The 13,683-nt window shown below is 42.5% G+C and carries 9 protein-coding genes and 1 tRNA gene; 7 read left to right on the forward strand and 3 right to left on the reverse strand.

Annotated elements, in window-relative coordinates:
• Positions 1–5: 5 nt before the first annotated feature.
• Positions 6–96, reverse strand: a tRNA-Ser gene (locus G337_RS0115815).
• A 125-nt stretch (positions 97–221) separates the two neighbouring features.
• On the reverse strand, positions 222–860 hold the full coding sequence (locus G337_RS0115820) for a hypothetical protein (protein WP_028864766.1): 639 nt from the start codon (positions 858–860) through the stop codon (positions 222–224).
• A 226-nt stretch (positions 861–1,086) separates the two neighbouring features.
• On the opposite strand from G337_RS0115820, the gene leuS reads away from it, so the two are divergent.
• From leuS to G337_RS0115855, 7 genes are all read left to right on the forward strand, one after another.
• Positions 1,087–3,666, forward strand: a complete 2,580-nt coding sequence (gene leuS / locus G337_RS0115825) for a leucine--tRNA ligase (RefSeq protein WP_028864767.1) — start codon at positions 1,087–1,089, stop codon at positions 3,664–3,666.
• 90 nt (positions 3,667–3,756) lie between these two features.
• Complete coding sequence (locus G337_RS0115830) at positions 3,757–4,278, forward strand: LPS-assembly lipoprotein LptE (protein WP_028864768.1); 522 nt, start codon at positions 3,757–3,759, stop codon at positions 4,276–4,278.
• A 6-nt stretch (positions 4,279–4,284) separates the two neighbouring features.
• Positions 4,285–5,283: a DNA polymerase III subunit delta gene (gene holA, locus G337_RS0115835; protein ID WP_028864769.1), complete on the forward strand. Its 999-nt coding sequence runs from the start codon at positions 4,285–4,287 to the stop codon at positions 5,281–5,283.
• 14 nt (positions 5,284–5,297) lie between these two features.
• Positions 5,298–5,957 (forward strand): nicotinate-nucleotide adenylyltransferase, encoded by a 660-nt coding sequence (gene nadD / locus G337_RS0115840; protein ID WP_028864770.1) that lies wholly within the window; start codon positions 5,298–5,300, stop codon positions 5,955–5,957.
• A 24-nt stretch (positions 5,958–5,981) separates the two neighbouring features.
• The gene (gene ggt, locus G337_RS0115845; protein WP_028864771.1) at positions 5,982–7,724 is read left to right on the forward strand and encodes a gamma-glutamyltransferase; all 1,743 of its coding nucleotides are present in this window, start codon (positions 5,982–5,984) and stop codon (positions 7,722–7,724) included.
• Positions 7,725–8,237: 513 nt separating this feature from the next.
• Complete coding sequence (locus tag G337_RS0115850; protein WP_028864772.1) at positions 8,238–9,773, forward strand: HD domain-containing phosphohydrolase; 1,536 nt, start codon at positions 8,238–8,240, stop codon at positions 9,771–9,773.
• A 179-nt stretch (positions 9,774–9,952) separates the two neighbouring features.
• A complete protein-coding gene (locus G337_RS0115855; RefSeq protein WP_028864773.1) occupies positions 9,953–11,278 on the forward strand; it encodes a sensor histidine kinase in 1,326 nt (441 codons plus the stop codon).
• 47 nt (positions 11,279–11,325) lie between these two features.
• Here G337_RS0115855 and hypF read toward each other — a convergent pair whose 3' ends face one another.
• The gene (gene hypF, locus G337_RS0115860; protein ID WP_028864774.1) at positions 11,326–13,596 is read right to left on the reverse strand and encodes a carbamoyltransferase HypF; all 2,271 of its coding nucleotides are present in this window, start codon (positions 13,594–13,596) and stop codon (positions 11,326–11,328) included.
• Between the last annotated feature and the right edge of the window lie 87 nt (positions 13,597–13,683).

Genomic DNA, 13,683 nt, shown 5'->3' on the forward strand with positions numbered 1-13,683 from the left:
AAATGTGGCGGAGGAGGAGAGATTTGAACTCTCGGAGAGCTATTAACCCTCGCTGGTTTTCAAGACCAGTGCATTCAGCCGCTCTGCCACCCCTCCGGAACGAGGCGAATAATACAGATAATCACATCAGCTTGTAAAGTACAAAAAACCAAAAAAAAACTGTTTGCCGATAAACCGGGCAATCTGCGCAATTATCAGTCAAAACAATCTTAGTTACCGTTTTACCTCTTTAACTGTAGCGCATGTACTTCAGGGTAACGCTGCGCATGACATGCACACAAGTACTCCGTTAATACACTTGAAAAGCCTTCGTCAGTATTCTTAGCCAGTGAATAAGCAATAGACTTATCATCAATACGACTGATTTTAGATCCTGAAATAGACAAGCGCTGACGATCAGGCAGCTGTAGATAGGTATCATGCAGTTCTTCAGGGAAATTCACAGCTTCTGTTTCGTCAAAAAATAACGAGATCCCGGAGGCTGACAAATTATTAACCTGATAATGCAGTTCCTCTCCCGCTTCATTCACCAGGCAGAGCTCCCTGTCTGCAGATAAACGCCATGAACGTAACCGTTCTCCAGTTTCAAAAATTGCCGGAGACTCAAGATACATACTGAAATTCGCAAAACTATCCATTTTCATCTGCACCGGAAAAACTAAATGATGATTACCGTAATTTGCAGTCAAATGTAAATCATCCGCCAGCCCCAGCTGCATCAGCAGTGCATCCTGACCGTATGAAGAACTAATATTATATTCCGGCTTCTTAGCGCCGCTGTCTTCAATATCCACAATTAGTTCTGAAAAAAATTTTAATTCATCATCCGTCATTAATAAATCTTTATGTACATGAGTCACAGAGCCTCCAAGTAATATTATTTACCTTAAACAAACAGCTTAATTTTAGAACAAAACAGACAAAAATTGACCTATTTTTAAGCTTTTTCGGCAAAAGTTCCTAAAAAGAGCGCATTTAATTAGGAAATAAGACGCTTCTTTCGCATAAATATTGTTGCTGACAGATTGCTCCTGTATCCTAGCGGCCTATTTATTATTTCATTTATCATTGCTAGGCAGACTGAATATGCAAGAGTTATATAATCCTAAAGAGATTGAAAACAAGTTCCAGACTAATTGGGATGAAAACCAATCATTTAAAGCCACGGAAGACCCATCTAAAGAAAAATATTACTGCCTGTCAATGTTTCCATACCCAAGTGGCAAACTGCACATGGGTCACGTACGTAATTACACCATCGGTGATGTAGTTTCCCGCTACCAGCGTATGCAGGGTAAAAATGTAATGCAGCCTATGGGCTGGGATGCATTTGGTCTTCCTGCTGAAAATGCAGCCATTAAAAACAATACTGCACCGGCAGGCTGGACTTACGAAAATATCGAATACATGAAAACCCAGCTTAAACAGTTAGGTTTTGGTTACGACTGGAGTCGTGAACTGGCAACCTGTCAGCCTGAATATTACCGTTGGGAACAATGGTTCTTCACTAAACTGCTTGAAAAAGATTTAGTATACAAAAAAATGGCAACCGTTAACTGGGATCCGGTTGATCAGACCGTACTTGCCAACGAACAGGTTATTGACGGACGCGGCTGGCGCTCTGGTGCCGTTGTTGAGCAGAAAGAGATCCCGCAGTGGTTTATTAAGATCACAGCTTACGCACAAGAGTTATTAGATGATTTAGATCAGCTGGATGAATGGCCTGAACAGGTCCGTACTATGCAGCGTAACTGGATCGGCCGTTCTGAAGGTATCGAAATGGACTTTAAAGTAAGCGGAAGCGACGAAAGTTTCTCTGTTTACACAACTCGTCCGGATACAGTAATGGGCGTAACTTATGTGGCGGTTGCAGCACAGCACCCATTAGCGCTGAAAGCAGCTGAAAATAATCCGGCATTAGCAGCCTTCTGCGACAAATGTAAAAACGTAAAATTAGCAGAAGCTGAAATTGCGACAATGGATAAAGAAGGTGTTGATACCGGCCTTAAAGCGATTCACCCGATTACAGGTGAAGAAGTGCCGATCTGGACAGCTAACTTTGTACTGATGGGTTACGGATCTGGTGCGGTTATGTCGGTACCGGCTCACGATCAGCGTGATTACGAATTTGCTAAAGAATACGGCTTAGATATTAAAGCAGTTATCAAACCTGCAGACAGCGAAGTTGATATTTCAACAGAAGCATACACTGAAAAAGGTGTCTGTTTTAATTCTGGTGATTTTGACGGTTTAGATTTCACTGCGGCATTTGATGCGGTTGAAGCAAAATTAGTAAGCGAAAGCAGAGGTAAACGCCAGGTTAACTTCCGTTTACGTGACTGGGGAGTTTCTCGTCAACGTTACTGGGGAGCACCAATTCCAACATTAACATTAGAAGACGGCACAGTTGTACCAGTACCTGAAGATAGACTGCCGGTTGTATTACCTGAAGATGTGAAAATGAATGGTATTACTTCACCAATCAAAGCAGATTTAGAGTGGGCAAAAACCACTTTTAACGGTCAGCCGGCAACGCATGAAACAGATACCTTTGATACCTTTATGGAGTCAAGCTGGTACTACGCACGTTACTGTTCACCACAAAGTGATGAGCAGATGTTAGATCCGGCTAAAGCCAACTACTGGCTGCCGGTTGATCAGTACATCGGCGGTATTGAGCATGCAATCCTGCATCTTCTTTACTCACGTTTTTTCCACAAATTATTACGTGATTTTGGATTAGTAAACAGTGATGAACCGTACAAAAAACTGCTGACTCAAGGCATGGTTTTAGCTGACGCTTATTACTATGAAGATGAAAAAGGCGGTAAAGTCTGGGTTTCTCCAAGTGATGCTGTCACTGAAACCGACGCAAAAGGTAAAGTAATCAGTGCTAAAATGGAAAACGGTCAAGCGCTTGTTTTTGACGGCATGTGTAAAATGTCTAAGTCAAAAAATAACGGTATTGATCCGCAGGAGATGATTGATAAATACGGTGCTGACAGTGTGCGTTTATTTATGATGTTTGCAGCACCTGCTGATCAGACCCTTGAATGGTCAGACTCTGCGCTTGAAGGCTCTTTACGTTTCTTAAAACGTTTGTGGAAAGTTGCATTTGAGCACGTTGCTTTAGGCGCAGTTGCTGACTTAGACGTTAAAGCTCATACTGATGCCCAAAAAACACTGCGCCGCGAACTGCATAAAACCATTGCTAAAGTGACCGATGATATCGGCCGCCGTCAAACGTTTAATACCGCGATTGCATCGGTTATGGAGTTAATGAATAAATTAACTAAAGCACCGGTTAAAGCTGAACAGGATCGTGCAATTTTACAAGAAGCGCTGCTTGCTGTGGTTAAACTGCTTTCCCCTATTACTCCGCATATCTCAGCTGAGTTATTTGAGGCACTAGGACAGTCAGAGGATATCTTAAATGCTCCTTGGCCGAGCGTTGATCAAAGTGCGTTAGTTGAAGATTCAAAACTGATTATCGTACAGGTTAATGGTAAATTACGCAGTAAACTGACAGTAGCGGCAGACGCTGTGCAGGAAACTGTTGAAGCACTTGCCCTTGAAGATGAGCATGTGAGTAAATTTACCGACGGTAAAACTATCCGTAAAATCATTTTTGTACCAGGAAAACTGCTGAATATTGTTGCTAACTAAAAAGCAGCAGTAATGAAGCCGGAATAATGTTAGCAATCAGCATTATCCGGCTTTGATCTTTTTACTAAACAACATTTCAAAAGGCTTATTATGTTCCCTCTATCTAACAGAGCTTTTTATATCAAAGCCGTTTTTCTTTTTTTATCAATCACTTTTATTAGCGGCTGCGGTTTTCACCTGAAACACAATGACGGCCTTGCTGAAAAATACCCGCAAATATATATACAAAGCAGCGATCCTAACGGTGAATTAACCCGTTTAGTTAAACTGCGCTTACGCGGTGCCGGTATTGAAGTCTTAAGTTTACCTCAAGAAGATGCTCCTGTTTTAAGAATCATGGGCGAGCAGCGTACAACACGTACGATATCTCTTTATGTTAATGCAACAAATGCCGAGCAGGAATTAGGTTACAACCTTAATTATTCTATTCAAAATCCTGGATATGAAGTTCAGTCATTTACTGTTAATCTCTACCGTGATTTTCTTGATAATCCGGCACAGGCACTGGCTAAATCACGAGAAGCTGAACTGTTAACTAAAGAGCTGCGGGGAATTGCCGCGGATCATATTATCGCCACTATGCTTAGTTTAAAAAATGAAAAGAGTGAATAGGTAATAATGCGCATTTATCCCGAACAGCTGCTGCAGCATATCAAGCAGCAGGTACCAGGCTGCTGCCTGATTTTTGGCGATGAAGCTCTGCTCTGCTTAGAAGCATCAGATCAAATTCTGCACACAGCAAAATCACAGGGTTACCTGGAAAAGTTCAGTTTCAGCCTGGATGGTAACTTTGAAAAAGATCAGATATTTAACGAATTTAATAGTTTTTCTCTGTTCTCCGATAAAAAAATAATCGAACTAAGTTTCTCTAAAAGCAATAAAGATAATACCGCCTTTATTCGCGAAATCAGTCAGTTACTTCACCCGGATATCTTACTGATATTACAAGGCCCAAAACTCAATAATCAGCAGATGAACAGTGTCTGGTTTAAAACACTGGAGCAGCAGGGGATCTTTGTGGCAGCTAACCAGCCCGCGGCCCATCGTTTTCCGCAATGGATTTTTCAGCGTCTGAAGGCTCTGCATTTACGTGCAGACAAAGATGTTGTTGATTATCTTTGTGTGCATTTTGAAGGAAATTTATTAGCCGCTAAGCAGGAGTTTGAAAAACTTGCTTTGTTATACCCCAAGCAGCACCTAACGCTGCAGCAGGTAGAACAGAGTATTACCACCCACAACCACTTCAGCCTTTTTCAATGGGTAGACAGCTTACTTGACGGTGATAAAGCGCGGGCTTCGCGAATTTTAAGTCAGCTTAAAGCCGAAGGCACTGAATTACTGCTTCTCACGGCAACACTAAGCAGTGAAATACAAAAGCTGCTTAAACTTTCTTACCAAAGCAGCCGGACTCCCCTGCCTCAACTGCTCAGTCAGCAGCAGCCGAAACTGTGGCCGGCCAAACAAAAATTAGTCAGCGATGCCCTGCAGCGCTTGAAGACTCCGCAGTTAGAGAGCTTAACCATTCAATGCGCTGAAATAGAAGTTGCAGTTAAAGTAGAAAACAATACGGACAACTGGCTGAAACTTGATGCACTTTCAGGCGCATTTTTTAATTAAAGGCATATTCAAAAATGAGTCATAATATTCAGCAGCAGGCGATCGGTTTTCTAGGCGGCACTTTTGATCCTGTACATTTCGGACATCTGCGCCCTGCTCTGGAAATCTGTGAGGCGCTCTCCCTTAAACAGCTTATTTTAATGCCTAATCATATTGCCCCGCACAAATCTGCAAGTCACTGCAGTGCACAGCAGCGCTGTGAGATGGTTGAACTCGCTATACAGCATCAGTCAAAAATAGGCATTGACCGGCGCGAGTTAAACCGTGCCAAACCAAGTTATACCATTGATACACTTAAAGAATTAAAAAAACAGCATGCGCATACCCCAATCTGTTTTATTATGGGCATGGACTCCTTGATCAGCTTTAACAGCTGGCACCAGTGGCAGGAGATTCTTAACTACTGCCATTTAATTGTCAGCCAGCGGCCGGGCTGGCACTGTGAGTTTAATAAACAGGTACAGACGCTGCTGGAGCAGCATAAAAGCAGCAACCCGCATGATCTGCATAACCTGCAGGCCGGTAAAATTTACTTTCAAACCACCAGCCAGTTAGATATTTCTTCAAGTGAAATACGCCAGTTATTAAATAATGATATCAGTATCGATTATTTAGTTCCGGAAGCAGTAAACAGTTATATTAAACAGCACCAGTTATATAAAAAGAGCAGTTAACCGGTTAAAAAATTAGGAGTACTTATGTTTTTTTTAAAGAAATGTTTCACTCTGTTGTCCCTGATATTTATCTTTGTTTCGACAAGTCACGCGCTCCCCCCGGCTAAAACAGAACCAGCAGCAATTTACAGTCAGACGGCCATTCATCACCCGGTCTGGGCCAGGCACGGTATGGTATCAAGCCAGGAGGCTCTGGCCACAAAAATCGGTGTCGACATTCTTAAACAAGGCGGCAATGCCGTGGATGCAGCAGTAGCAGTAGGTTACGCTCTTGCTGTAACGCTGCCCAGAGCTGGTAACCTTGGCGGAGGCGGCTTTATGCTTATTTATCTCGCCGAACAGAAACGCGCAGTAGCAATTGATTATCGGGAAAAAGCACCGGCAGCAGCATTCCGCGATATGTATTTAGATAAAGACGGTAACGTAGTTAAGCAGCTTTCCCGTTATCACGGTCTTGCAGTAGGCACTCCCGGTACAGTAATGGGGCTTGAGTCCGCCCGGGAAAAATACGGCACATTAAGCCGAAAAACACTGATGGCACCAGCCGTTAAGCTGGCAAAAGAGGGTTTTATTGTTTCCGCTGACTTAGAAAATTCGCTAACAGCTATGAAACAGCGCTTAAGCATATGGCCTGATACCCGAGAAATATTTTACAAAACTGACGGCTCGGTATATCAGGCAGGTGAACGGCTGATTCAAAGTGATTTGGCAGCCAGTTTACAGCGTATATCGGATAAGGGCACAGATGGTTTTTACCGCGGCTATACCGGCGAACAAATTGCAAAATCAGTAATTCAAGCCGGCGGCATAATTTCCCAAGCAGATCTTAAAAACTATCAGGCCGTAGAACGACAGCCGGTTACTGGAACCTATCGAGGTTATCAGGTTATCTCCATGCCGCCTCCCTCATCGGGAGGAGTACATATTGTGCAGATGCTCAATATGCTGGAAAATTATCCGCTGGCAGAAATGGGACATAACAGTGCCGACTCAATACATATCATGGCCGAAACTATGCGCCGCGCTTATGCGGACCGCAGCTTGTATCTCGGCGACAGTGACTTTATTGATGTACCGGTAAAAGCATTAACCGATAAAAAATATGCTCGAGATCTGAGCAGAAAAATAAACAGCAGCAGAGCTTCGCTGAGCAGCGATATATCCCCGGGCAAAGTGCAGCCCTATGAGAGCAACGAAACAACCCATTTCAGCATTATTGATAAATGGGGAAATTCAGTATCCAATACCTACACACTTAACTTCAGTTACGGATCCGGACTGGTTGCTGAAGGGACTGGTATTTTACTGAATAATGAGATGGATGACTTTTCAGCAAAACCCGGAAGTGCAAACGGTTATGGATTAATCGGCGGAGAAGCAAATGCAGTTGAAGCTAATAAGCGCCCTCTCAGCTCAATGACCCCGACAATTTTACTTAAAGATGATCAGCCCTATTTAATAACCGGAACACCGGGCGGTTCAAGGATCATCAGCACTACCCTGCAGATAATATTAAATGTGGTGGATTATAATATGAATATTGCAGAAGCGGCGGCGGCAGTACGCATCCACCATCAATGGCTGCCGGACTATATCCGTATCGAAAAAGGTTTAAGTGCAGACACCATTAAACTGCTCAAGAAAAAGGGACATAAAATAAAAGTACAAGCAGCCATGGGCAGCACACAGACCATAATGAAAACTGAAAACGGTCTTTACGGGGCGTCAGATCCGAGAAAACCAGGCGCATTAAGTCAAGGCTATTAACAAACAACATAATGAAATGAACAGCTGGAGCCTGTACTTTCCTGCTGTTCATAACACCGCCGGAAACGATTAACTATTCGTTAATCAAATCAACGCAGCGGCTTTCTTTAAAAGTATTGCCATCCATAAAAATACCATTTGTCTTTTAAGATATTTATTACAGTTGTTCTCGGGGTAAATGCTAACCAGTTAATTTTTTAAATCCGTCCTGCAGTTTTACTTTTATTTAATATTTACAATGCGTAAAAGCTATTGAATAAACAGGTTATTACTTACTCTAGTAGAGTTTATTTACAATAACAGAAATTATTAATAATGACCGTTCACCATTAATTTCAGCTCCCTTAAACATATCCGACCGCTAATTCTTCTTGTATATGTACCGCAGCGCCGCAACTGCCTACAAAGATCACAGTAATAGAATGTAAATTTCTTATTAATAACACCTAAATTGAAAAGCAATATTTTTCTGCCATATTTAAGAGTATCTAAGAAAAATGGTGCTATGAATCTATGTCAGAATTTTTGTTTCAATCTGAAGAAGACAATATAGATCTTCCGCAGGAAATACCGAAAAATAGAAAAGTCTGGAATATTCTGATTGTGGATGATGAACCCGCTATTCATGATGTTACCCGCCTGGTGCTTCTTAATACAGTAGTTCTTGATAGAGAAATTAAACTGCATTCAGCCTACTCTGCGGCAGAAGCAAAAGTACAACTGCAGTCAGAAACTGAGTTCTGCATGGCATTTATTGATGTGGTAATGGAAAATGATCATGCCGGTCTGCAGCTGATTGACTGGATCCGTAATACGCTAAGAAATCAAAGCATCCGCTTAGTTTTAAGAACCGGACAGGCAGGGATAGCGCCGGAATACGAAGTGATCCGTAATTACGATATCCACGACTACCGCACAAAAACAGAACTGACAAAAAGTAAAATGACTACCACAGTTTATTCAGCTGTACGCAGTTATCGGGATATCAGCACCATAACCAGCAGCCTGAAGGCCTTTAAAAAGCTGATCGCCTCATCCACCAATATTTTAAAAATTGATGAAATATCAGAATTCGCATCGGCGGCACTAACCAACCTGTTATCATTAATGAGTCTGGACAGTTCATCCGTGTACATTGTCCGTCATGAAACCGACCTGTTTGAGCATGTCGATGAAACCTATTTAGCCTGCACCGGTAAATTCGGTACTCAGCCTAATAATATTCAAGAGATAACCGGTGATATTAAAGAAAAGATCAATGCAACCTTTCTTAACCAGACAACAGAAATTACAGATCAGTATTTTATCAGTTATTACAAAACATCCCTCGATGCCAGCGCCGTTTTATATATAGAATTTGAGTCTCCTCCTGCATATTTTCACACCGATATTGCCGAGCTTTTCTCCACAAATGTTGCTCTGGTACTAGAAAGTCTGGTCAGGCATCAGCAGGCCGAAACTAATCAGCGCGAACTGATGTATATCGTCGGCGATGCGATCGAAGCACGCAGTAAAGAAACTGGTTCACATGTAAGACGTACCGCACTTATGTGCCGTTTATTTGCACAGAAACTGGGGATGTCCAGTGCATTTATCACCACCATCAAAGGCGCAGCCCCCCTGCATGATATTGGAAAAATAGCAATTCCGGATGATATTCTGCACAAACCCGGAAAACTGGATCCCGCAGAGTGGGAGATAATGAAGCAGCATGCGGCTAACGGCGGCGCAATGCTGGAGCATTCCAACCTGCCTATTGCCAAATTAGGTAAAACTTTAGCACGCCATCATCATGAAAACTGGGATGGAAGCGGCTACCCGGACGGTCTGGCGGCTGAAGAGATCCCCTTAGAAGCTAGAATTATGGCAATTGTTGATGTTATTGACGCGCTAGGCTCTATACGAAGCTACAAAAAATCCTGGCCGGAAGAGAAGATACTCGCTTTTATTAAAGAGCAGAGCGGTATTAAATTTCAGCCTCGACTGGTTGATATTGCAGTGCAGAATTTCGACGAGATAATGGAAATACGTCGTACTTATCCCGACTAATACCAATTCCATTAATTAGATGATCTATTTAGGCGTAGGAAAAATGGATGAAAGCAAGGCGTTGATTGCAGTAACTAGTTATTCTAATTACAAAATCAAGAACGAAGCTAGCGTCCATTTTAACAAGCATCAATGAATAGATAATTAGTGGATTTGGTGTAATATTACAGGAGCAAAAAATGGAGCAAGTTGTCTGCGATATCATTGAAGGTATTTCCAATACATCTGCTGAAGACTTTCTGCAGCAGATTTGTTTACAAATAGCCAAAGCGGCAGGCGCAGATTATGTATTTGCTGCAAAATTAAATAAGAGCAGAAATACGGCAGAAACATTAGCATTTGCGGCTGACGGACAGTTAACAGACAATATTGAGTATTCACTCACTGATACTCCATGTGCAGAGATAATAGATAACTCCGTCTGCTGCTTTCCCGAACAGGCTGCCCAAAAATTTCCTGATGATAAAGTACTAACAGACAGGAAGATTAACGCCTATTTAGCAGTGCCTTTATTAAATTCGCAAAAAGAAACCATCGGCCTTCTAGTTTCTTTATATCAAAAAACCATCGCTGACCGCCGGCAAAGCACCTCAATACTGCAGCTTTTCTCCGGACGTATCGCAGCAGAAATGAGCCATATAGAATGCCGGGATAAACTGCAGTCTGCCAATACTCAGCTAGAGCAGGAAGCAGCCAGCCGCAGCGCTTCCCTTGAAAGTACGTTATCAATATTGGAATACGCTAAAACAAAATTAGTTGAGTCCGAAAAAATGGCGGCCTTAGGAGATCTGGTTGCCGGGATCGCTCATGAGGTGAATACTCCTTTAGGCATTGCTGTTACAACGCATTCAATTATGGAAGGTGAATACAAGCAGCTTGATAAAAAAATACAAAGCAATACCTTAAAAATGTCAGACATGAAATCATACTTATCAACAGTGGCATCCTCATTAGAGCTGCAGGTGCATAATTTAGAACGGGCAAAAGAGATATTAGGTAACTTTAAATTAACAGCGGCAGAACAGCATATTCTAGAATTAGAAAATATAAATATCCGCGATTACTACCAGCGGATAATTGATACCCTGCGCTCTTCACTCAAGAAAAAAAGTGCGGCTGTCACTTTAAACGCCCCTGCCAAGCTGCACTCAAGAACTTATCCGGGTGTCCATGCTCAAATTCTGACAAATTTAATCAACAACAGCTTGTTACACGGATTTCAGGATAACGACAATAACCAGATTTCTATTGATATTGAGGATAAAGGCGACAGTATATTTGTCGTCGATTACCACGACAACGGCATAGGCATCGCTCAGGAAGCATCACAAAAAATATTCGAACCTTTCTATACAACAGCAAAAGAACAGGGAGGAAGCGGGCTCGGCATGTCAATTATTCATACTCTAGTAACCGAAAGACTACAGGGCGATGTAGAGCTTATAAGCAGCAGTTCAGGTATTCATCTGCGTTTTCATTTTAACAGCCAGCTAGGTGATAACTAAGGTAACAAAGCAGCTGTTTGAGCAGATGAAATCAGGCGGCCGACTTTTCATTTTTTATAAAAATCACAGGCAGCCTTTACCTGCCCCACGCAAATACCCGCATCATTAGCGGGTATTTTTTTATGCCATAAAACCTCTATGCCCTGTTTCTGCAGGAGAGCATAAGTTGTTTCAATCAACAGGGTATTTTGAAAACATCCGCCGCTTAATAATACTTGTGCTGCTGAATAATGCTGTGAAATTTTTAAAATAACAGCAGCCGCACTGTTATGAAAGCGTCTGGCAATCACTGCAGCTGAAAGGTTATTATTAATATCAGCAATTATCTCTATAAGCATAGGGCGCCAGTCGATAATATTGGGGCTGACAGAAAAATCAACAGGCAGTGAATAGACAGCCCGGTCTGATGAGGTTTTTGCCGCAAACTCTAACCTCATGGCGGCTTCTCCCTCAAAGCTGTTGATCTGTACTAAATCTAATAAACTTGAAATCCCGTCAAATAATCTGCCGGCGCTGCTGGTCAACGGACTGTTAATATTATTCAACAGCATTTTTTGGATCTGTTTTATTGTCAGGGGATCAAAGGGAGATAATGAGTTAACCATCTCTTCTGAGCTAATATCTTCACCATAAATCTCATATAAAAGCGATAAAGCCACCCGCCTTGGCTCTTTTATAGCGGCACTGCCGCCCGGCAGTTTAAAGGGTAAAAGAGCAGCAACTCTTTGCGGTTTACCTTCAGCCGCAGCAATAAATTCCCCTCCCCATAATGTTCCGTCTTCACCGTAACCGTTCCCATCCCAAACCACGCCAAAAGCCTGCTCTTTTATCTGGTGTTCCATCATAGCGGCATAGAGATGAGCAGCATGATGCTGAGTGCTGATAACGGGCAGAGCGGTTTCTTTGGCTAACTGCGTAGTGACATAATCAGGATGTAAATCACAGGCCGCAATGTCTGCTTCCGTACCAATCAAACTGTGCATAATTTTTCTTATTTTTTGATGACGATGGATAGAAGCTAGATTATCAAGATCTCCAATATATTGACTTAGATAGAGGCGTTTGCCTTTTGTTAATGCGATGCTGTTTTTTAACTGACCTCCAAGGGCCAGAATCGAAGCCTGCTCTGTTTCTAAGGGCAGATAATCAGGCACATAACCGCGTGCCCGCCTTAACAGCATAGGTTCATTATTAACAAATTTGACTATCGAATCATCTAAGCCCTGATAGATTTCCCTGTCGTGCATAACAAAGCCGTCAACCATCTGCCCAAGCAGCTCGAGTGCTTGATCATTATCACTACAAACAGGCTCGCCGCTGCGGTTAGCGCTGGTAACAATAAGCGGTTTATTAACCGCCCGGCAGATAAGCATATGCAGCGGGGTATAAGCTAACATAACCCCCAGATAGGGATTATTCGGCGCTATCGCCGGACTAAGAGAGAGATTAGTCTGCTTATTTTCCAGCAGTATAATCGGCGATGCAGCACTGCTTAACAGTAATTTCTCTTTATCTCCGAGCAAACAATCTGCTTCTACCATAGGTACATCTGCATACATAACAGCAAAAGGTTTTGCAGGACGCTGCTTTTTCTCACGCAGCCGTAAAACAGCTTCATTGTTATACGCATCAGCTATTATATGAAAGCCGGTTAACCCTTTAACAGCAAGGATTTTACCCGCCTGCAGTGCGGCAATAGCAAGCGTTAATGCCTGTTCTTTTTCAGCAATAGCTTGCCCCTGCTGATTAACATAACTAATTTTGGGGCCGCATTGCTGACAGTTAATACCCTGAGCATGAAAACGCCGATCCTTGGGATTTTTATATTCTTGTAAACAGTCTTCACACATGGGAAAGGCATTCAGGGTGGTATTATGACGGTCAAAGGGTAAAGCCCTGAGAATACTGTAACGCGGGCCGCACTGCGTGCAGCAGATAAAGGGGTATCGGTAGCGCCTATTTTCCTTGGAAAACAGCTCATTTCGGCAGGCTTTGCAGATTCCGGTGTCCGGTGAAATATTCACAGCCCCGTCATTTTGACCGCTGCTCGGTAAAATATGAAATCCGCTGTCACCCTGGTTTTTTATCTGTTTTTTATTAAGCAGATCTATCTTTGAAGCAGCAGGTGCATCTGCCTGCAGCTGCTGCACAAACGTTTCAGTTTCTAAAGGCAGCCCCTCTATTTCAATTAAAACAGACTGCCTGATATTACGCACCCAGCCGGATAAATTCAGCTGCGAGGCGGTCACTGCCACAAAGGGCCTAAAACCAACCCCCTGCACTCTACCCTGAACATTTATCTGATACCGCTGTTTCACATGCGCTCCCTGCTGAACTTAAAGGTAGTTAGAATAAGAGTAATAAAAAAATCATGCTTTTTACCATTATAGCGGCATATATTGGCT

The sequence above is a fragment of the Psychromonas aquimarina ATCC BAA-1526 genome, assembly GCF_000428725.1.
Classification (GTDB): Bacteria; Pseudomonadota; Gammaproteobacteria; order Enterobacterales; family Psychromonadaceae; genus Psychromonas; species Psychromonas aquimarina.

What these genes read in the sequence shown, in the direction of transcription:
- leuS (WP_028864767.1), top strand. Translation starts at nt 1,087, where the DNA reads ATGCAAGAGTTATATAATCCTAAAGAGATTGAAAACAAGTTCCAGACT.
- G337_RS0115830 (WP_028864768.1), top strand. Translation starts at nt 3,757, where the DNA reads ATGTTCCCTCTATCTAACAGAGCTTTTTATATCAAAGCCGTTTTTCTT.
- holA (WP_028864769.1), top strand. Translation starts at nt 4,285, where the DNA reads ATGCGCATTTATCCCGAACAGCTGCTGCAGCATATCAAGCAGCAGGTA.
- G337_RS0115850 (WP_028864772.1), top strand. Translation starts at nt 8,238, where the DNA reads ATGTCAGAATTTTTGTTTCAATCTGAAGAAGACAATATAGATCTTCCG.
- nadD (WP_028864770.1), top strand. Translation starts at nt 5,298, where the DNA reads ATGAGTCATAATATTCAGCAGCAGGCGATCGGTTTTCTAGGCGGCACT.
- G337_RS0115855 (WP_028864773.1), top strand. Translation starts at nt 9,953, where the DNA reads ATGGAGCAAGTTGTCTGCGATATCATTGAAGGTATTTCCAATACATCT.
- ggt (WP_028864771.1), top strand. Translation starts at nt 5,982, where the DNA reads ATGTTTTTTTTAAAGAAATGTTTCACTCTGTTGTCCCTGATATTTATC.